This is a genomic window from Streptomyces sp. Tu6071, assembly GCF_000213055.1.
In the GTDB taxonomy this organism is placed as follows: Bacteria; Actinomycetota; Actinomycetes; order Streptomycetales; family Streptomycetaceae; genus Streptomyces; species Streptomyces evansiae.
The window spans coordinates 976825-995572 of record NZ_CM001165.1; the positions used below are offsets into that span (position 1 = coordinate 976825).

16 protein-coding genes are annotated in these 18748 nt (G+C 74.2%); 6 read left to right on the forward strand and 10 right to left on the reverse strand.

The window, feature by feature from the left end; translation table 11 throughout:
* Window positions 1–185 precede the first annotated feature (185 nt).
* On the forward strand, window positions 186–755 hold the full coding sequence (locus STTU_RS04080) for a GNAT family N-acetyltransferase (protein WP_202531088.1): 570 nt from the start codon (window positions 186–188) through the stop codon (window positions 753–755).
* Here STTU_RS04080 and STTU_RS04085 read toward each other — a convergent pair.
* Both STTU_RS04085 and STTU_RS36160 read right to left on the reverse strand, forming a co-directional pair.
* Window positions 746–1792 (reverse strand): cytochrome P450, encoded by a 1047-nt coding sequence (locus STTU_RS04085; protein WP_007820080.1) that lies wholly within the window; start codon window positions 1790–1792, stop codon window positions 746–748. The genes STTU_RS04080 and STTU_RS04085 overlap by 10 nt on opposite strands.
* A 107-nt stretch (window positions 1793–1899) precedes the next feature.
* Window positions 1900–1980, reverse strand: a complete 81-nt coding sequence (locus tag STTU_RS36160) for a tryptorubin family RiPP precursor (RefSeq protein ID WP_218105334.1) — start codon at window positions 1978–1980, stop codon at window positions 1900–1902.
* A 579-nt stretch (window positions 1981–2559) separates the two neighbouring features.
* On the opposite strand from STTU_RS36160, the gene STTU_RS04090 reads away from it, so the two are divergent.
* Together STTU_RS04090 and STTU_RS04095 are read left to right on the forward strand one after the other, a co-directional pair.
* Window positions 2560–4383 (forward strand): AMP-dependent synthetase/ligase, encoded by a 1824-nt coding sequence (locus STTU_RS04090; RefSeq protein ID WP_043254077.1) that lies wholly within the window; start codon window positions 2560–2562, stop codon window positions 4381–4383.
* Window positions 4384–4588: 205 nt separating this feature from the next.
* Window positions 4589–5374, forward strand: a complete 786-nt coding sequence (locus STTU_RS04095) for an aldo/keto reductase (protein ID WP_050781505.1) — start codon at window positions 4589–4591, stop codon at window positions 5372–5374.
* A gap of 80 nt (window positions 5375–5454) precedes the next feature.
* Here STTU_RS04095 and STTU_RS04100 read toward each other — a convergent pair whose 3' ends face one another.
* Both STTU_RS04100 and STTU_RS04105 read right to left on the reverse strand, forming a co-directional pair.
* Window positions 5455–6171, reverse strand: a complete 717-nt coding sequence (locus STTU_RS04100; protein WP_007820090.1) for a class I SAM-dependent DNA methyltransferase — start codon at window positions 6169–6171, stop codon at window positions 5455–5457.
* A gap of 2 nt (window positions 6172–6173) precedes the next feature.
* On the reverse strand, window positions 6174–6476 hold the full coding sequence (locus tag STTU_RS04105; RefSeq protein WP_007820092.1) for a 4a-hydroxytetrahydrobiopterin dehydratase: 303 nt from the start codon (window positions 6474–6476) through the stop codon (window positions 6174–6176).
* A 223-nt stretch (window positions 6477–6699) separates the two neighbouring features.
* Between STTU_RS04105 and STTU_RS04110 the strand changes: the two genes are divergently transcribed.
* Complete coding sequence (locus tag STTU_RS04110) at window positions 6700–7929, forward strand: chitinase (RefSeq protein ID WP_007820095.1); 1230 nt, start codon at window positions 6700–6702, stop codon at window positions 7927–7929.
* Between the two features lie 98 nt (window positions 7930–8027).
* On the opposite strand, the gene STTU_RS04115 is transcribed toward STTU_RS04110, so the two are convergent.
* The 5 genes from STTU_RS04115 to STTU_RS04135 all read right to left on the reverse strand — a co-directional run bounded on the left by STTU_RS04115 (window position 8028) and on the right by STTU_RS04135 (window position 15481).
* Window positions 8028–8528, reverse strand: a complete 501-nt coding sequence (locus STTU_RS04115) for a DUF4396 domain-containing protein (RefSeq protein WP_007820097.1) — start codon at window positions 8526–8528, stop codon at window positions 8028–8030.
* Between the two features lie 110 nt (window positions 8529–8638).
* Window positions 8639–12088, reverse strand: a complete 3450-nt coding sequence (locus STTU_RS04120; protein WP_007820099.1) for a phosphodiester glycosidase family protein — start codon at window positions 12086–12088, stop codon at window positions 8639–8641.
* A 179-nt stretch (window positions 12089–12267) separates the two neighbouring features.
* On the reverse strand, window positions 12268–12693 hold the full coding sequence (locus STTU_RS04125; RefSeq protein ID WP_007820101.1) for an OsmC family protein: 426 nt from the start codon (window positions 12691–12693) through the stop codon (window positions 12268–12270).
* 101 nt (window positions 12694–12794) lie between these two features.
* Window positions 12795–14918: a phage holin family protein gene (locus tag STTU_RS04130; protein WP_007820103.1), complete on the reverse strand. Its 2124-nt coding sequence runs from the start codon at window positions 14916–14918 to the stop codon at window positions 12795–12797.
* A 158-nt stretch (window positions 14919–15076) separates the two neighbouring features.
* Window positions 15077–15481 (reverse strand): hypothetical protein, encoded by a 405-nt coding sequence (locus STTU_RS04135; RefSeq protein WP_007820105.1) that lies wholly within the window; start codon window positions 15479–15481, stop codon window positions 15077–15079.
* Window positions 15482–15648: 167 nt separating this feature from the next.
* Here STTU_RS04135 and STTU_RS04140 point away from each other — a divergent pair, with 167 nt between their 5' ends.
* On the forward strand, window positions 15649–16419 hold the full coding sequence (locus STTU_RS04140) for an MBL fold metallo-hydrolase (protein WP_043254081.1): 771 nt from the start codon (window positions 15649–15651) through the stop codon (window positions 16417–16419).
* 68 nt (window positions 16420–16487) lie between these two features.
* Window positions 16488–17168, forward strand: a complete 681-nt coding sequence (locus STTU_RS04145) for a DedA family protein (protein WP_052862463.1) — start codon at window positions 16488–16490, stop codon at window positions 17166–17168.
* Window positions 17169–17391: 223 nt separating this feature from the next.
* On the opposite strand, the gene STTU_RS04150 is transcribed toward STTU_RS04145, so the two are convergent.
* A complete protein-coding gene (locus STTU_RS04150) occupies window positions 17392–18723 on the reverse strand; it encodes a hypothetical protein (RefSeq protein WP_007820108.1) in 1332 nt (443 codons plus the stop codon).
* Window positions 18724–18748: the final 25 nt, after the last annotated feature.

Here is an 18748-nt window from a genome sequence, read left to right on the forward strand (position 1 = left end):
ACCGGGCGGAGCGACCGGACCGGGCGGTACGGCGAAGGGGCCGCCTCGCCAAGCGGCACGCCGACGCGGCGCGACGGCCTGCGGCGGCACGGCGGCCTGCGGCGGCGCGACGGCCTGCGGCGCCACGGCGGCGCGACGGCGAAACCCCTTTCCGGTCTCCTGACCTCGTATGACATATTCCCGCCATGCGGACAGAGGTGGCGGGAGACGGTACGGGGACGAGCGGCGGGCCCGACGTCGCGGAGTGGGCGCTGCGCGCCGCCACCGCGGCGGATCTCGACGCCCTCGTGGAGATACGGGCCGAGGTCATGCGCCCGGACCTGGAGCGCCTCGGGCGCTACGACGAGCACCGCGTGCGGCAGCGGCTGCGGGACTCCTTCTCGCCGGCCCACACCTCGGCGGTCGTGTGCGGCGGGGCGCTCGCGGGGTGCGTCACCTTCCGGCCCGCCGAGGACGGCGGCCACTGGCTCGAACACTTCTACCTCGCCCCCCGCCACCAGGGCCGGGGCCTCGGCGGCGCCGTCCTGCGCTCGCTCCTGGGGCGCGCGGACGGGCGGCCCGTGAGCCTGCACGTGCTGCGCGGCAGCGCCGCCCAGCGGCTCTACGCCCGCCACGGCTTCGCCGTCGAGGACGCGGGCCCGGTCGACGTACTGATGGTCCGACCGGCGGACGGCGCGAGGCCGAAGGCCGCTCCCGCGACACCGGAGACGGCTCCCACGACGCCGGGGGCCGCCCCCGCGGCGGCTCAGGGCTGAACGAGGCGGACCTGGTCCACCCCCATCAGCCCGGTGAGCGGCACCCGCGCGGTGCGCTGCCCGGGATCGACGACCAGGCCACTGGACCGGATCATGTCGAGGAGCATTTCGGCGAGGGGCATGACCATGTGCCGCCCCCAGCAGCGTTCGGACGAATGCCCGAAGGGCAGATATCCGGGGACGCGTTCGGGGTCCAGTTCCTCCCAGCGCTCCGGCCTGAATTCCTCGGGGTTTTCCCACAGCGCGGGATCGCGGTGGCTGAGGAAAGGGAGGACCAGAACGTCGTCGGCGGGTGCGATGCGTGCGTCGATCACGGGATATTCGGGCGAGGAATTGCGCAGGATATTCCACGAGGGGGGCAGCAGCCGCAGGGACTCGTGGACGAGGTGGCGGCTCGGCACCTCGGCGGCGAAGGGGGCTCCGAGCCAGAGGGCGTTGGCGACGAGGGTGGAGATCGTGAAGCACACCGGCGCGGCCGTGCGCCGGTAGAGCCCCATCGCGTACCTGCGCTCCTGATACGTGGCGGCCCCGGTGCTCAGCGCGCCGAGCCGGGTCGTCCCGGTACGGCGGCGCGGTGCGGGGAGGGCGGCTCCGGCGGCGATGACGGTCCAGGTGAGCTTAGGCGTCAGCTCCAGGGCGCGGTTCATCAGGACGCGCAGGCGGCGCGGATCACCGCCGAGGATCAGGTCCCGGAGGTAGACGTGGCCGACGTGGGGCCACGGGCCCGAGAGGTCGGGGTCCCGCGGCGCCTCGCGCTTGAGCGCCGCGCGCACGTCGTGGCCGATGGCCTGCATCTGCGTCGCCGCCTGCTGGTGCGGGATCGCGCGGCCGAGGAGCGGTTTGAACGTGGGCCGTTCGGTCTTGCCGGCCGGGCGCGCGGCGAGAATCCGGTCGACGAGCGCGGGCCCCGCGACGCCGACCGTGTCGGGCTCGGGGCGGAAGAGGTCCGCGCCGAGGTGGTCGCGGAGCAGGGCTTCGAGGGGCGGCGCGAAGAGGGTCTCCCGCTCGTGGGGGCGCGTCTGGGTGTGTGACGTCATCCGTGCAGCTCCAGAGAACCGGGAAGGCGGCGCCCGGCGAACCCGTCGCCGGGCGCCGTCCCGGCTCGAAGATGCGCTCCCGGGAAGAGAACGCGGCCGAGGGGGGATCAGTACCAGATGTACCAGGCGTGAGCCTTCAGGCTCTTCTGCTGGGACATCTTGTTCTTGAGCGAGAAAAGCAGCCGCATTTTCTTTCCTTCTTTCCGGGTGGGCGGTCGAGGAAAACCACGCGCCTTCCGGTCGATCGATCGGATTTCCCGTCGGCGCGCTGATGATCAGTGAAGACCAGCAATTGATGGCCTGTCAACGCTCCTGGGAAGAATTTGCCACGGGCAGACCTCTCCGGCCTTTTTCCGGGCCCGGTTGTCCGAAAGCGAGCCACCGGGGTTTATCCGGCTCGCCGGGCGGGGAGTCCGTACGGAATCAGCGCCCGGCGAGCCGGGCCCTCCTCCCCCAGGGCCCCGCGCGCCGTCCCACCCCCACCTGACACCGTCTCACCTGCGAAAACACGTGCGACTTCGGTACAGATTCCGTGGAGGAGGGCCGCGCGGTACTTACTCCTCAGTCAGTAATCCCCCGCGATTCTCCTCACCGCCTGTCCCGCTGCGCCCCGGTTGGGGCGGGTTCCGGGGAGAGATCCGGGCATATGCGGGCGGGACCGGCGCCGCGCGAGGGCTCCCCTGGTGGCGCTTACCTGCGGTAGCGTCTCGGCGCCGTACCCCCGCACCAGCCCGGCGCGAGGGTGCGCGGCGCCACGAGGAGCAGCTTTGCGCGAGTTCAGTCAGCCCCCGCTGACCCGGGCGCGGCCGGTGGGCGGCCTCGCCGACTGCGTCTTCGACCACGCGGTCGAGGACCCGGGCCGGGTCGTGCTCGCGCGCAAGAGCGGCGGGCGCTGGCAGGACGTGACGGCGGCCGGTTTCCGCGATCAGGTGCTCGCGGTCGCGAAGGGGCTGCTCGCCGAGGGCATCCGCTTCGGGGACCGGGTCGCGCTCATGGCGCCGACGCGCTACGAGTGGACGCTGCTCGACTTCGCGCTGTGGACCGTGGGCGCGCAGGTGGTCCCCGTGTACCCGACGTCGTCGGCGGAGCAGGTGTACTGGATGCTCCACGACGCGCAGGCCGCCGCCGCGTTCGTGGAGCACGAGGACCACGCGATGACGGTCGGCTCGGTCATCGATCGCCTCCCCCACCTGCGCCGCCTGTGGCAGTTCGACGCGGGCGCGGAGCAGGAGCTGATGGTGGCGGGCGCGGACATCGCGGACGAGGTGGTGCACCGGCACCGCAGGGCGGTCACGCCCGACTCGGTGGCCTCGGTCATCTACACCTCGGGCACGACGGGCCGCCCCAAGGGCTGCGTCCTGACCCACGGCAACTTCATGTTCGAGGCGGACACGCTGCTCGACGCGTGGGAGCCGGTCTTCACGCCGCACCACGGCGAGGAGGCGTCGACACTGCTGTTCCTGCCGCTCGCGCACGTCTTCGGGCGCGTCGTGGAGGTCGCCGCGGTACGGGGGCGGGTCAAATTCGGGCATCAGCCCCGGCTCAGCGCGGACGCGCTCCTCCCGGAACTGGCGGCGTTCCGGCCCAGCTTCGTCCTCGCGGTCCCCTACATCTTCGAGAAGATCTACCGCTCGGCGGCGCGCAGGGCGGAGGCCGAGGGGCGCGCCGGGGTCTTCGCGAAGGCGGTCGAGGTCGCGGTGCGGTACGCGGAGGCGCGCGAGCAGCGGGCGCTGGGGCGGGGCGCCGGGCCGGGGGCCCAGCTGCGGATGCAGCACCAGCTCTACGACAAGCTGGTGTACGCGCGGCTGCGCGCGGTGCTCGGCGGCCGCTTGCGGTACGCGATGTCGGGCGGTTCGGGGATGGACCGCAAGCTCGGGCTGTTCTTCTCGGGCGCTGGCCTGACGGTGTACGAGGGGTACGGGCTCACCGAGTCGAGCGCGGCGGCGACGGCGAACCCGCCGGGCCGGGCCCGCTTCGGCACGGTGGGACAGCCGCTGCCGGGGACGGCGGTGCGGATCGCGGAGGACGGCGAGGTGTGGCTGCGCGGGGAGCACGTCTTCCAGGGCTACCTCAACACCCCGCGCAGCGGGCACACGGCGCTGCGCGAGGGCTGGCTCGCGACGGGCGACATCGGGCGGCTCGACGAGGACGGCTACCTCACCATCACGGGCCGCAAGAAGGAGATCCTCGTGACCTCGGGCGGCAAGAGCGTCTCCCCCGGGCCACTGGAGGACCGGGTGCGCGAACACCCGCTCGTGGCGCAGTGCGTCGTGCTCGGCAACGACCGCCCGTACGTCTCGGCGCTCGTCACGCTCGACGCGGACGCGGTCTCGCACTGGCTGGAGATGCGCGGGCAGCCGGTCCGCGAGCCGGCGGCCGTGGTGCGCGATCCGGAGCTGGAGCGGGAGGTGCGCCGCGCGGTCGTCGCGGCGAACACGCAGGTCTCGCAGGCGGAGTCGATCCGTACCTTCCGCATCCTGGCGCGCCCCTTCACCGAGGAGCAGGGCCTGCTCACGCCCTCGCTGAAGCTCAAGCGCAAGGCGATCGAGGAGACGTACGCGCACGAGATCACGGCGCTGTACAGGGGCTGAGCCCTCCGGGCCTCCCGCCGCCCCGGGAACACGTGCCCGCGCGCGCGTCGTTAAAGTCGGTGAGTACGTCCGGCACGGGCCGGGCGGGGCGGACGGCGCGGACGCCGGGCCGTCCCCGTACCGGCCTACGAGCGCTTAAGGATCAACAGACGCAGTGAGTGCGCACAAGGTGGTTCCCCCGATCGTCCTGAACAACGGCGTCGAGATGCCGCAGCTCGGCTTCGGCGTGTGGCAGGTGCCCGACGAGGAGGCGACGACCGCCGTCGGGCTCGCGCTCGACGCGGGCTACCGCTCGATCGACACAGCGGCGATCTACGGCAACGAACGCGGTACGGGCAAGGCCCTCGCGGCCTCGGGGCTCGCCCGCGAGGAGCTGTTCGTGACGACGAAGCTGTGGAACGAGGAGCAGGGGTACGACTCGACGCTGCGGGCCTTCGACGCCTCCCTCGACAAGCTCGGCCTCGACTACGTGGACCTGTACCTGATCCACTGGCCGTGCCCGTCGAAGGACCGCTACGTCGACACGTGGCGCGCCTTCGAGAAGCTTCTCGCCGACGGGCGCACCCGCGCGATAGGCGTCTCCAACTTCACGCCCGCGCACCTGGAGCGGCTCATCGGGGAGACCTCGGTGATCCCCGCGGTCAACCAGATCGAGCTGCACCCGCACCTGCAGCAGAGCGAGTCGCGCGCCTTCCACGGCGAGCAGGGCATCGCGACCGAGGCGTGGTCGCCGCTGGGCCAGGGCAAGGGCCTCCTGGAGGTGCCCGCGCTCGTGGCGATCGCCCAGAAGCACGGCCGCACCCCGGCGCAGGTCGTGCTGCGCTGGCACGTCCAGCTCGGCAACGTGGTCATCCCCAAGTCCGTGACCCCGTCCCGGATCAAGGAGAACATCGACGTGTTCTCCTTCGAGCTGGACGAGGAGGACATGGCCGCGATCCGCGCCCTCAACGAGGAGCACCGGCTCGGCGGCCACCCGGACGAGGTGGGCTGACCCCGCCCGCGGGCACGCGGCACGGAGGGGACGCACGGCGCACGCCGGGCGTCCCCTCCCTCATGTCGCGCGCGGGCGCCTCACCCCCGGTTCCGCTTCCGCAGGGCGAGCAGGGTGTACGTCGGGTCCGGGCGTGGCTCCTCGGGGCGCGGCAGCGCTTCGAGGCGGCGGGCCAGGTCCTCGCCGCCCGCCGCGTACTGGCTGCCCTCGCGCACCCGGGCGGCGACCTCGCGGGGGCTGCGGCCCTGGCCGTGCCCGGTGAAGCGGGCAGAGCCGTGCGGGCGCAGGTCGTGCGCGGCGGCGAGCGCGGTCACGCGGCCCGCGCCGTCGGGGAGTTCGACGGGACGGTACGGGTCGAGCAGCGCGTCCATGTCGCTGCCGCGCGCGTGCGCGGCCGATTTGTCGACAGTCGTCACGAAGAGGCCGCCGGGGCGCAGGACGCGGGCGACCTCGGCGACGAAGGGCGCGGCGTCGTCGACCAGATTGAGCAGCCACACGGCGGTGACCGCCTCGGCGCTGCCCGGGGCGAGCGGCAGGGCGCGCGCGTCGGCGCGCACGGCCGCGTCCAGGCGTCCCGCCGCCTGGTGGAGCATCCCGGCGGAGAGGTCCACGCCGAGCACGGTGTACCCGGCCTCGCGCAGGCAGCCGCCGACGATCCCGGTGCCGCAGGCGAGGTCGACGAGGGTGCGCGTGCGGCGCGGCAGGAGTCCCGCGACGGCCTCGGCGGCGGCGCGGGCGCGCGGGAGGCCGCCCCTGCTCTCGTCGTAGCGGGCGGCCTCGTCGTCGTAGTCGAGCATCCTCAGCCCCGTACCCCGTGGGCGGCGGAGAGGTCCTCGACGCGGCGCGCGAGGGTGACGTCGAGCGCGGTGATCCTGCCGCCCGCGCTGTGCGTGTGGGTGGCCACCTCGACGGTGTTGTAGCCGAGGGTGAGGTCGGCGTGGTGGTCCATGTCCTCCTGGACGGAGGCGATGTGGAGCACGAGAGCGGCTGCGGCGAGGTGGTTGGGGAGGCGGGTGAGGCGGTCGTCCTCGCTGCTCCAGCCGGGCAGGGTGGCGAGGGCGGTGTCGATCTCGGCGGCGGGCAGCGGGCGGGCGGCGGGCAAGGCTGCTCCTCGGGGGGGGTACGTCCGGCCGGGGACGGGCCGGTTGATGGCGGCTCAGGCTACCGGCCGGTCCGTGCGCGCGGCCGGGCGGGCACGCGGGGCCGCCGGGTGACGCTCTTTCACGGGCCGGGTCAAGACTTTCTTTTGGTCTAGGCCAATCCATTGACGTGTTCGTTACAACGGCGGGAAAGTGAGGCGCCTCCACACCCCCTGGGAGATCCCCATGAGACGTCTTCGTGCCCTCTTGTGCGGCGCCGCCGCCTCCGCGCTCGCCGCCGCCGGGCTCACCGCGCTGCTGCCCGCCTCGGCCTCCGGCGCCGAGAGCGCGACGCTGGACAAGCGGTGGTACGCCGCCGCGCCCTACCTCATGCCGCTCGACAACGACCCGCCCAGCGCCACCGCGATCATGGACGCCTCCGGGCTCAAGGCGTTCCAGCTCGCCTTCGTCCTCGCGCCGAACGGCGGCGGGTGCAGCCCGACGTGGGACGGCACGGCGCCGGTCTCCTCGGACACCGCCGTCGGCTCCGTCATCAGCGCGATCCGCGCCAAGGGCGGCGACGTGTCCGTCTCGATCGGCGGCTACGGCGGCACCAAGCTCGGCCAGACCTGTTCCGACGCCGCGTCGACCGCGGCGGCGTACCAGCAGGTCATCACGAAGTACCAGCTCAAGGCCATCGACTTCGACCTGGAGGAGCCCGAGTACGAGAACACGGCGGCGATCGCCCGGGAGATCGGCGCGGCGAAGATCCTGCAGAAGAACAACCCGGGGCTGTACGTCTCGGTGACGACGGCCGGTACCGCGGACGGCACCGGCTGGTTCGGCAAGCAGATGCTCAACGAGGCGAAGGCCCAGGGCTTCACGCCCGACAACTTCTCGATCATGCCGTTCGACGGCGGCTTCAACGGGGCGGCCTCGCAGACCGCCGCGCTCACGGCCTTCAACGGCGTGCTGCGCTCGACCTTCGGGTGGAGCGAGGCGACCGCGTACGCGCACGAGGGCTTCTCGGGCATGAACGGCCGCAGCGACACGGGCGAGTACTTCAGCCAGGCCGACTTCCAGACGGTCCTGGACTACACGACCACGCACGGCATGGCGCGCTTCACCTTCTGGTCCCTCAACCGCGACCGGCAGTGCAGCCCCGCCGACAACGGCGGCAGGACCAGCGGTACGTGCAGCAGCGTGCCGCAGTCCGCGTGGGACTTCGCCAAGTTCTCCGTGAAGTTCGCGGGCGCGACCCCGCCCACCAACCCGCCGACCGACCCGACCGACCCGCCCACCGACCCCGGCACGGGCCAGTGCACGGCGGGCGCCTGGAGCGCGGGCGCGGTGTACGTCAAGGGCGACAAGGTCACCCAGGACGGGCACACGTGGGAGGCGAAGTGGTGGACGACGAACGAGAAGCCCGGCACGACGGGCGAGTGGGGCGTGTGGCAGGACGACGGCCCCTGCTGAGCGGGACCTGAACGGGCCCGGCGGACCGGGTACGGGGCGGGGCGGGCACACTGCGTGTGGCCGCCCCGCCCCGTTCGCCGTGCGGCTGGCCCGTTTCCTCAGTGCTGGTGATGGGCGTGGACCACCGCGTGGCCCTTGCCCCGTCCGATCATCCAGCGGTTGACCGGCGTCGTGACGACGAAGGCGAGGGCGAGCGAGCCCGCGAGCGAGAGCCAGAACAGGACGTCGGCGAGACCCGCGTCCATCGCGCCCGGGACCGCGACCATCGCGGTGTTGTCGATCAGCTCCATGACCGCGATCGAGACCGTGTCCGCGGCGAGCGCGACCTTGAGGGCGGCGCGCGGGCTCAGCCCGGCGCGCAGGACACCGCGCATCGTGAGCGCGTAGCCGAAGACGAAGGCGAGGACGATCGACAGGGCGACGGTCGCGCCGTTGTGGAGTCCGGCGGCCGTCCCGATGACCATGCCGAGGATCTCGCCGATCGCACACCCGGTGAGGCAGTGCAGGGTGGCCTGCGCGGCCAGGGTCCAGGGCGTGCCGGACCAGCCGGCCCGGCCCTCGTGCGGGGCGTGGTGGCCTTCGTGGTGCGCGTGGTCCATCGTGCTCCCCCTTCTCGTGCGTCGTGCCTCGTGCGGAGCGGCTTCCGGAGGGGAGAACACCATACCCCCCTGGGGTATTCCCGAGGGGGGTACGGCGGGCGGTTCGCGGGTCAGCGCCTCACGGTCACCCGCGCCTCAGTACGTACGCCCGAGACCGTCACCGCCAGCGTGACCGTCCCCGGGCGCAGCGCCGTGAGCCGTCCCGTCGCCGGGTCGTACGCGGCCGTGTCCCGCGGCCCCGCCGTGCGCGGCGGGCCCACGTGCAGGCCCCGCGAGGCGGACCAGTCGGCGCTGACGGGCCAGCCGAGCGGGACTGTGCGCGCGCCCTGGGTGAGGCGCGCGGTGACGGCGGCGTCCTTGCCGGGCGCGAGGCTCGCGGGGGCGTCGAGCCGCAGGGTGTCGGTGTGCGGGCGGGTCTGGACGCCGAGCCAGCCGTCCGGGAGCGCGGCGCCCGGCCGTGCCGCGCGGTCGACGCCGAGCAGGCTCCAGCCGGTGAAGCCGCCCTCGTCGGCGGGCGTCGCGGGGTTCTTCCCGGAGTTCCCGTTGACCAGGTACGGGACCCCCTCGGCGTGCGAGGCGTCGAAGGTGCCGACGTGCCCGGCGACGTACGCGACGCCCTTGCCGCTCGTGCGCCGGAAGTCCGCGAGCCAGGATTCGACGAGCGCGGCCTCCTTGCGGTCGCCGAGCTGGCTGCCCTTCTGCGGGGTCGGGTCGCGCGGCGGTACGTGCGCGGCGACGACGACCGAGTCGACCGCGCGGTCCTTCGCCGCGGCGTCGAGCGCGGCGCGCAGGCGGCCGAGCTGCGCGAAGTCCGAGACGCGCAGCCCGAGCCCGGAGGTGTCCAGGGTCAGGAAGCGGGTGCCCTTGTGGTCGAAGGTCTGCTCCGCCGCGCCGAACTCCTTGGTGAAGTTGGCGATCGAGCCGCCCATCACCTCGTGGTTGCCGGGGACGTAGTGCCAGGGCACGGCGTCGCCCAGTTCCTCGTCGAGCATCCGGTGGGCGAAGGCCAGGTCCTCGGGAGAGCCCTCGTCGACGAGGTCCCCGTCGATGAGCAGGAAGTCGGGCTTCGCCGCCTTGATCTCGCGCAGCGTGCGCCGCGCCTGCACGGCGTTCTCGCCGTCGGGGTCCCGCGCGACGAACTGCGCGTCGGACATGACGGCGAACCGCCAGTCCTTGCCCCGGACGTCCCGCGCGGTCGAGATGAGCGGGTCGTGGGGGCGGGCGCTCGCGGGCAGGTCCACCGCGGGAGGCACCTGCGCGGTGAGGCCGTCGAGTTCGACCTCGCCCTTGTACTGCTTCGTCGCGTCGGTCTCGGCGAGGTAGAAGCGGAAGACGGAGACGGGGTACGCGACGGACTGCGGCACGGGGAAGGTGACCTTCTTCCACCCGGTCCAGTCCACGTACGGGCCGCGCAGCAACTGGTCCGTCCCGGTCGCGTCCTTGAGGTGGAGCGTCGCCCAGGCGCCGTGCCCGTCTCCCTTGAGCCACAGCGTGAACGCCTGCGGCTGCCCGGTGACGGGGAGCGGGGCGGGCGGGCTCGCGTAGGCGGCGCGGGTCGCGGTCGACTGCGTGAAGTCGTACGTCATGCGCAGCCCGGTGCCGTCGTGGCTGTCGGGGACGGCGGCGAGCGCACCGGCGGCGCGGGCCTGGCTGAACGTCCAGTCGCCCGCGTCGTCGAAGCCGGTGAGGGCCTGGTCCGTGAGCCCGGCGGAGACGGCGAGGGTCGTGGAGTGCCCGGCGACCGTCGCGGTGACGGTGCCCGCGGCGCCCTCCGCGCGCGCCCGGACGGTGAAGCCGTCCGCGTCGGGGGTGAGGGTGAACAGCTCGTGGTCGTAGGTGAGCCGGACGTCGGAGGGCTCGACGGGGGCGCTGTTGCCCTCGGCGTCGAGCCCGGTGACGCCGAAGCGGGCGCTCGCCGTGGCGTCGGGGAGCGAGAGGCGCCGGGTACCGGTGTCGACGCGGTCGAGGGGTCCGAGGACGGTGAGCTTCGTGGTGCCCTTCGCGCCGCCCCTGCGGGCGGTGATCTCGGCGGTGCCCTTCGCGCGCGGCGCGGTGTAGCGCCCGTCGCGGTCGACGGTGCCCCCGCCCCGCACCGTCCACGTGGGCGTGCCCCGCGCGGGCCCGTACGTCTCGTCGTGGCCCTCGGCGGTCAGGCGGCGGTGCAGCCCGGGGAACACGCGGTCGGGGTGGCCCCCGGCGACGGGGTCGGCGGTCGGGGCGCCGAGCGGGTCCATCGCGGTGCTCACCCAGTAGCCCGTGAGGCGGCCGGAGCCGTCGGGCGCGGTGAGGACGAGGCCGTTGGGGACGGGGCGTTCGGTGCCGTCGGAGGGCTGGTTGCCGACCTGGAGGGTGTCGGTGCCGGGGGCGCGCGTGAGGAGCGTGGCGGAGCCGCCGCCGTCGAGGTTGACGGCGTTGTAGGCGCCCGCCTTCTTCAGCATCAGGCCGAGTTCGGTGAGCGTGACGCCGCCGCTGTCGGCCTGGCGGCCGTCGACGGTGACGACGTGCAGGGTACGGCCGTCGCGGCTGAAGCCCACGGCGGTGCGGGGCGCCGCGGTGTTGTTGCCCTCGCCCGTGTGGTCGACGGGCCTGCCGTCCGTCACGAGGTACTCGTTGGCGCCGATCGCCTCGCGCGGCGGCGCGGAGCCGTCGCCCGTGCGCGGGTGGTAGCTCCAGCTCACGGGCGCCCCCTCGGGCAGCGCGCGCAGCGCCTCGGCGCCCTTGCCCGCGCCGACGAGAGCGGTCGCCCCGGCGGGCAGGCGTCCGCTGCCCGGCCGGTGCGCGGTGTCCGTCGTACGGCCCCCGACGACCGTCACCTCGGCGGTGTCGCGGGCGCTGTTGACGGTGAGGGCGCGGTCGGCCTCGCCCCACGCGGCCGTGTAGGCGCCGATGCCGTCGGCGGGGACGTCGGCCGCGTTGAGCGCGGCGAGCGGGCGGTCGCCCGAGGGGAGGCTCAGGGTGCCGTCGAAGTAGAGGTCGAGGACGCGGCCCGCCTGCGCGGCGTCGAAGCCGATCGCGCGGGTGTGGGACGGCTGCGGCGAGTTGAGGAGCGCGCCCGCGTGCAGCCCGGAGCCCTCGGGGGCGCCCGTCTCGTTGATGTCGAAGAAGTCACCGTTGAGCGCGGCGACCGTGCGCCGTCCCTTGCCCGGGTCCTGCCCGGCGGCGAGCGCGGAGACGGGCTCGCGCGCGGAGACGCCCTTCGCCGAGCTGAGGTACTGGGCGCGCACGGCGGCGCCGAGGTCGGCGGAGACCTCGTGGACGCGCAGCCACTTGTCGCTCTCCAGGCGGTCGTACGAGGTGAGGGAGGCCCCGGGCGCGAGCGGGCGGCGCGTGCGGGCGGTCTCCAGGCCGTCGCCCTCGGGGTACGCGCGCGGGGCGGGCGTGTCCGTGGCGGCGAGCGTGCTCGCGGGGGGCGGGGCGGCGGGCCCGGCGGTGGCGGGCGGGGCCTCGGCGGGCGCGGGCTGGGCCGCGTAGGCGCTCTGGAGGCCGGCGCCGGTGCCGAAGAGAGTGAGCGTCAGGGCGAGGGCGCTGAGGGTTCTGGAGCGGGGCGGGCGTGGGGGCACGTGACTCCTCCTCGGGAGAGGCCCCGGGGATGGGGCCGCACCTCACCTTGGCTCCTCCGGCCCTCGCGCACCAGGGATGCCAGAGGACACACCATTGAACAGTGCGTGACGCGGCGGTCCCGGCTGCCCGCTGCGAGGGGGGCGGCCGGGACCGGGCGCGACGGGCGGGTGAGGCCCGTTCAGCAGAGCTTCGCCGAGAGGGTGATGGTGGTGCCGGCCAGGGCCTGGCTCACCGGGCAGTTCGCCTTGGCGTCGTTGGCGGCGGCGGTGAAGGCGGCCTCGTCGATGCCGGGCACGGTGCCCTCGACCGAGAGGTGGATGCCGGTGATCCCGGTGCCGGGCTGGAAGGTGACGTCCGCCGAGGTGATGAGGCGGGTCGGCGCGTGCCCGGCCTGGGTGAGGCCGTTGGAGAGCGCCATCGAGAAGCACGAGGAGTGCGCGGCGGCGATCAGCTCCTCCGGGCTGGTCTTCCCGTTCGGCTCCTCGGCGCGCGAGGGCCAGGAGACGGGGGTCGAGCCGATGCCGGAGGAGTCGAGCGTGACGGTGCCGCTGCCCTTGAGCAGGTCGCCTTCCCAGACGGTGTGCGCGGAACGGGTGGTGGCCACGGTGCGGTCCTTTCGCGAGCGGGGGCCCCGGGACGTTCGCGAGCGCGGGCCCCGGGGCGGGGCCGGTCCGCCCCGGCGGGGGCGGACCGTGGCCTATACGATCACATTCCGCCCGCGCCGGGCGGAGTTGGCGGCACCGGTACGGGGGCGGCAGCGGCCTCGGCGGGGCGGCTCGGCAGCGGGATCTGCGGGCCGTGGCTCTCGCGCAGCCAGCCCCGCAGGACCTCGTGCACCCGCTCGGCGCCGACGAGTTCCCCGCCCTCGGGGACCGGGGCGCTCAGCGCGAGCGGCGAGAGCAGGAAGGGCCGGGACTGGTCGCCGCCGAGCCCGCCGTGGGAGCCGATCTGCTCCTCGAAGGCGAGGACTTCGCCGGTCTCCGGGTCGTACCAGGAGTTGACCATGATGTCCGCGCAGTGCGGGAAGGAGTCCGTGCGCCGCACGGCCTCGGCCGCGCCGGGCCCGAAGACGGCGAGCGGGCCCAGTTCCCCGGCCGTCGGGTGCTCGCCGAGGTCCTCCAGGCGCACCTCGGCCCCGTACGCGCCGAGCACGACGGCGCCGTGGTCCTCGTCGCGTACGAGCAGGAAGCCGACCCCCGGGTGGTGCGCGAGCGTCGAGAGCAGCGCGGGGTGGCGGCGCTCGATCTCCTGCCGGGTCATGCGGTGCGGGACGTCGGGGAAGGAGACGAGGCCGAGGTTGCCCGAGGCGAGGACGACGGGGTCGGAGCGGCGGGGCGCGGCGTGGTGCTCCTCGGCGCGCTCCTCGACGGGGCGGTGCAGCGCCGTGCGGACCGCGGCGCGCGCCTCGTTGCCCGAGTGCGTACGGCGTACCTTGCGCGGCACGGGCAGGCCGCAGCCCGCCCGGACCAGCTCGCCGAGGCTGAGTCCGTACCGCATCCGGAAGGTCTCGCCGGGGCTCTGGCCGTGGTCGGACAGGAGGACGATCCGGTAGGGGCGCGGGGCGAGTTCGGCGACCTTGAGGACGAGCGCGAGGGAGCGGTCGAGGCGGCGCAGGATCTGCTCGGCGTCGCGGCTGCGCGGTCCCGAGTGGTGCGCGACCTCGTCGTAGGCGACGAGGTCGGCGTAGATCGCGGTGCGGCCCGCGAGCAGGTCGCTCACGACGGCGGCGACGACGACGTCCCGTTCGACGACGGTCGCGAAGGCGCGGACGAAGGGATAGAGGCCGCCGCGCCCCATGCGGGGGCGTTCGCGGCGCAGCCGGGCCCGCGTCGACTGGCACATCTCGCGGCCGACCTCGGCGACGAAGGACAGGACCGTGCGCACGGCGTTCGCGGGGTCGCTGAAGTACGCGAAGTACCCGGCGCGCGAGCGGGTCTCCTTGCCGCGCCGCACGGCGACGGACAGGACGAGCGCGAGCTGGTCGGCGCCGCCGCCGAAGAGGTTGCCGCGGCTCGCGCCGTCCAGGCTCAGGAGTCCCGAGTCGCCGGTGCGCTCGACGGCCCGGCGTTGCAGTTCGGCCGCGCTCGCCGGGCGGTTCGACACGACGACCTCGCGGGTCTCCTTCTCGTACCAGCGGAAGGCGGGGACGTCGAAGTTGCTGCCGTGCAGGATGCCGAGCTGGCTCGCGCCCGTCTGGCTCGACCAGTCGGTGCGCCACGGCGTGAGGCGGTGGCTGGGGAGGCCGCCGAGGAGTCCGGCGACGGTCGGCATGAGGCCCTTGCCGACGGCGTCCACGAGGACGTCGTGGCCGAGGCCGTCGAGCTGGAGGAAGACCGTGCCCGGCGGGGCGGGGGTGCCGCTCGGGCGGCCGTAGCGGCGGTAGGCGAGGCGGTGGAGGCGGCGGCGGTAGGCGTTGTCGTCCCGTACCGCGAGCGCGCCGCCGGTCGCCGAGGCGACGGCCGACATGACGGCGGCGACCACGACGGCGGTCTCCGGGTTGACCTCACCCCTGTTCACCGGGACGAGCCGCAGCGCGAGGAGCAGCAGCGAGCCGTTGAGGAAGAAGACGAGCACCGCGAGGACGAAGGCGGGCACGAGCAGCAGGGTGCGTACGAGCAGCGGCCACACGAGGGCGCCGAGCAGCCCGAAGACCCCGGCGCCGAGCGCGGCCGTCATGGCGATGCGCGTCGCGCTGTCCCCGTCGGGCGACTGGAGCTTGAAATCCGGCAGCAGTCCCGCGAGCACCAGCATCGTCAGGGTGCTCACCCCCCAGACCGCGAACATCCGCAACACGGCGCTCCCGGCCCCGCGCCACCTTTCCTCGTTCACCGCTCACCTTTTCCTCACGCGATCCGCGCGGAATGCCCTCGAACCGTTCCCCCACCTTCGCACACCGCCTCCCCCGCCCCGTCCCGGCGGGCGCGCGCGGCGGCGGTGGCAGGGAGGTGTTTCCGCCCGGGAAGGACGCCCGTGAACGGCCCCGGGGTTCAGCGGCCGTCGTAGCCGGCGGTCGGCATCGAGAGCCTGCGGTGGATGCGGGCCTTGTGGGCGGCGTCGTAGCGGGGCTCGGGGAGCGCGGCGAGCGCGAGCGGGACGCCCCGCAGCTCGCACAGGGCGCGGAACTCCTCCGCCGGGTGCACGGCCTCGGCGAGCGCCGCCGCCTCCGCGACGACGAAGAGGTCCGCCTCGCCGCTGTCGACCGGGTCCCACAGCGCCTCGTGCGCGGGCACGAGCCCGTGCGCGAGCACTTCCCGTACGAGGGTGTGCCCGCGCGCGGCGGCCCACTGGGCGCAGTGCGCGAACTGGCTGCGGATGTCGACGAGGTACGGCTGCGTGTCGAGCCGTTCCAGGGGTACGAGTGCGGCGATCGCCACCGCGCGGTGCCCGTTCACAGCACTCCCCCGTTCCGCTCCCGGGCCGTTGGCCCGGCCGTGGCGACGGACGGTGCCCGGACGGGCACTGATCCGAATGAGTGCCGACTCTACTGGAGCCCGTAGGCTCGACGGGAGCCCGCGGACGGTGAAGTGGTCGGCGGCGGTGGCGAGGAGGAGCGGCGACGGTGGAGATCACCTGGTGGGGACATGCGACCTGCACGGTGGAGGACGCGGGGACACGGCTCCTGACCGACCCGGTGCTCGTGCGGCGGCTCGCTCACCTGCGCCGCCGTCAGGGCGCGCTGCCCACACCCGTCGCGCTGCGCGCGGACGGCGTGCTCGTCTCGCACCTGCACAGCGACCACCTGCACGTGCCCTCGCTCGCGCGCCTCGCGCCCGGCACGGTGGTGCTGCTGCCGCGCGGCGCGCTGCGCGCGGTGCCGGGGCTCGGGCGGCGGCTCGCGCGGCTCGAACTCGTCGAGGTCGCGCCGGGCGACAAGCAGCGGATCGGCGGGCTCGACGTCCGCGCGGTGCCCGCCCGGCACGACGGGCGGCGCTTCCCGGTGGGCCCGCGGCAGGCGCCCGCGCTCGGCTACGTCATCAGCGGCACGGCCCGCACCTATTTCGCCGGGGACACGGGGCTCTTCGCCGGGATGGCGCGCGAGACGGGCCCCGTCGACGTCGCGCTGCTCCCGGTGGGCGGCTGGGGGCCGGGGCTCGGGCACGAGCACCTCAACCCGGAGCGCGCCGCGCGGGCGCTGAGCGATCTGCGGCCACGCGCCGCCGTCCCCGTGCACTTCGGCACGTACTGGCCGATCGGCCTGGGCGCGGTGCGCCCGCACGAGTTCCACTCGCCCGGCGTCGATTTCGTGCGGCAGGCGGGGCGGCTCGCGCCGGACGTCGCGGTGCACCTGCTCGGGCACGGCGAGAGCGTGCGCCCGCGGGTGGCGCGGTGACCGGGCGCGGCGCGGCCTGGGACCTGGCCGTGGAGAACGCGCGGGGCGCGGCGTGGGACGGGGCGCGCGTGCTCTCGCAGGCGGCGGACCGTGTCGCGGACAAGGTGCCGGGGGTGACGCAGCAGGCGGTGGGCTATCCCTCGCTGTTCCTCCTCGTGCTGCTCGGCGCGCTCGTCCCCGTGATACCCACCGGCGTGCTCGTCAGCTCGACGTCCGTGGTGGCCCTCCACCACAACCCGTTCAACCTGCTCCTCGTCTTCGTGACCGCCGCGCTCGCCGCGTTCCTCGGTGACGTGGCCCTGTACTGGCTCGGGCAGCGCGGGATGCGCTCGAAGAACGGCTCGCGCTGGCTCGACGCCCTGCGCGACCGGGCCCCCGCCGACCGCCTGACGCAGGCCCAGCGCGGCCTGGAGAGCCGCCGCATCCCGCTGCTCGTCCTCTCGCGGCTCGTCCCCGGCGGCCGTATCCCGGTCATGCTCGCGTGCCTCATGGCGGAGATGCCGCTGCGGGTCTTCGTGCGCGGCAACGCCCCGGCGTGCCTCGCCTGGGCCGTGACGTACCAGCTCGTCGGCATCCTCGGCGGCTCCCTCTTCCCGGAGCCCTGGCAGGGCGTCCTCGCCGCGGTCGTGCTGACGCTGCTGATCAGCGGGGGGCCGCCGGTGTGGCGGCGGCTGCGCGGCGGACGGGGAGCGGACGACGACGGCGGGGCGGGCGCGGGGGAGGCCAAGGAAGGGCGGGCGCGGGCCTGAGCGGGGAGGGACGGCGCGGCCTGAGCGGGGGACGGCGGCGGGCGGGGCCGGGGGACGGCGGCGGGAGGGGCCGGGGGAGGCGGCGGGCGAGGGGTACGGCGGCGGGCCGGGGCGTGTCGCCTCCGGCCCGCCGCGCCTGCGGCCCGTACGGCTGGCGCCGCTTCGAGCCGCGCCTCTTCGGCCCGCGAGTTCTCGGACCCGGCCGCCCCCGTCTTCCGGTCCGTCAGCCCTTGGCGGCGGCCTTGTCGCCGAACTGGAGCTTCAGCTGCTCCTGGATCTGCTTCTCGATCTCGTCGCCCATCGGGCCGTTCTCCCAGTCGGCGCCGAACTGCTTGTCCATCTCCTTCCGGAGCTGCTTCTCGAACTCCTTGCGGAAAAGCGGGTCGTTCGCGAACCCGTCCTCGTCGAGGGGGCTCTCGGCACCGGGGCCGTCCTTCGAGAGCGCGTCGACGTCCGCCGGGCCGCCGCCGAGGAGGAGGCCGGGGTCCATGCCGAAGATGGTGCCCTTCTTGCCCTGGGGAAGTTCCTTCGCCCCGGTGGGGGCCGTGATCTTCCCGGGCTCGTCGAAGCGGAGGACGACGTCGAACTTGTCGCCCTTCTTGACCGGGTCGCCCGGCTCGGCGAGCTGAGCGGCGTCGAAGGTGACCCCGGAGAGGGTGCCGTCCTTGAGCGCGAAGTCCACGCCGAGCTTGCTGTTCGGGACGTCCTTGAGGTCCTTCTCGGTGGGCGTGCCGCGCATGCGCCACGCCGGAACCTTGTCGGAGACGTCCTCGACGGCGCCGAGGACGTCGGTCAGCAGGGCGCGGGCCGGGGCCTTGGCGAGGATGTGGTCCGTGCCGTCCTTCTCGCCCTTGTCGGTGAAGGTCACGCGGCGCGCGAGGATGCTCTTGAGGTCGGTCTTGAGCTTGCGCTGGGTCTTGCTGTCCAGCTTGTCCGCGCCGGACTTCTTCCCCGAGGCGTCCGCGCCGGCCCCCAGCTCCTCCAGCGCGGAGGTGTCGGTCTTGACCCACTTCCCCGCGAACAGGTCCTTGAGGGGCCCCATCTCCGGGGGCAGTTCACCGGCACCGGGCATGGGGGTGTCGAAGGTCTTCCCGAAGGCGTCGACGTCGGCCCGCAGGTAGAGGGTCTTGTCGACCATCCGCACGTCGAGCAGTTCGGCCCCCTTGCCCGAGCCGACCGAGAACGCGAAGGACTTGATGTCCTTGTCCCGGGCCTCGGCGAGCGGCTTGGACGCCTCGACGGAGAAGGAGATCCGGAGCTTGCCCACCGCCTTCGCGGCCGTGGGCGACAGCGCGTCCTCGGGGTCGTCCGACTTGCTCGCGCGCCGCAGCACCTTCGGGTCGGCGTCGAGCCCGAACTCGACCGTGAGCGAGTGCTGCTCGCCGAGCTTGTCGGCGGCCTTCTGGATCTTCTGCGCGGCGCTCAGGTTCTCGACGGTGCCGCAGGCGGCGATGCCGGTGAGGGCCAGCGCGGCGGAGGTGGCGACGGCCAGAGTCGTACGGCGTGCGGTATTGATGGTTTTCCCCTGTCTTCGTGGTACACACAGGGGACTCACGGGCCCTTCACACGGTTGTACGAAT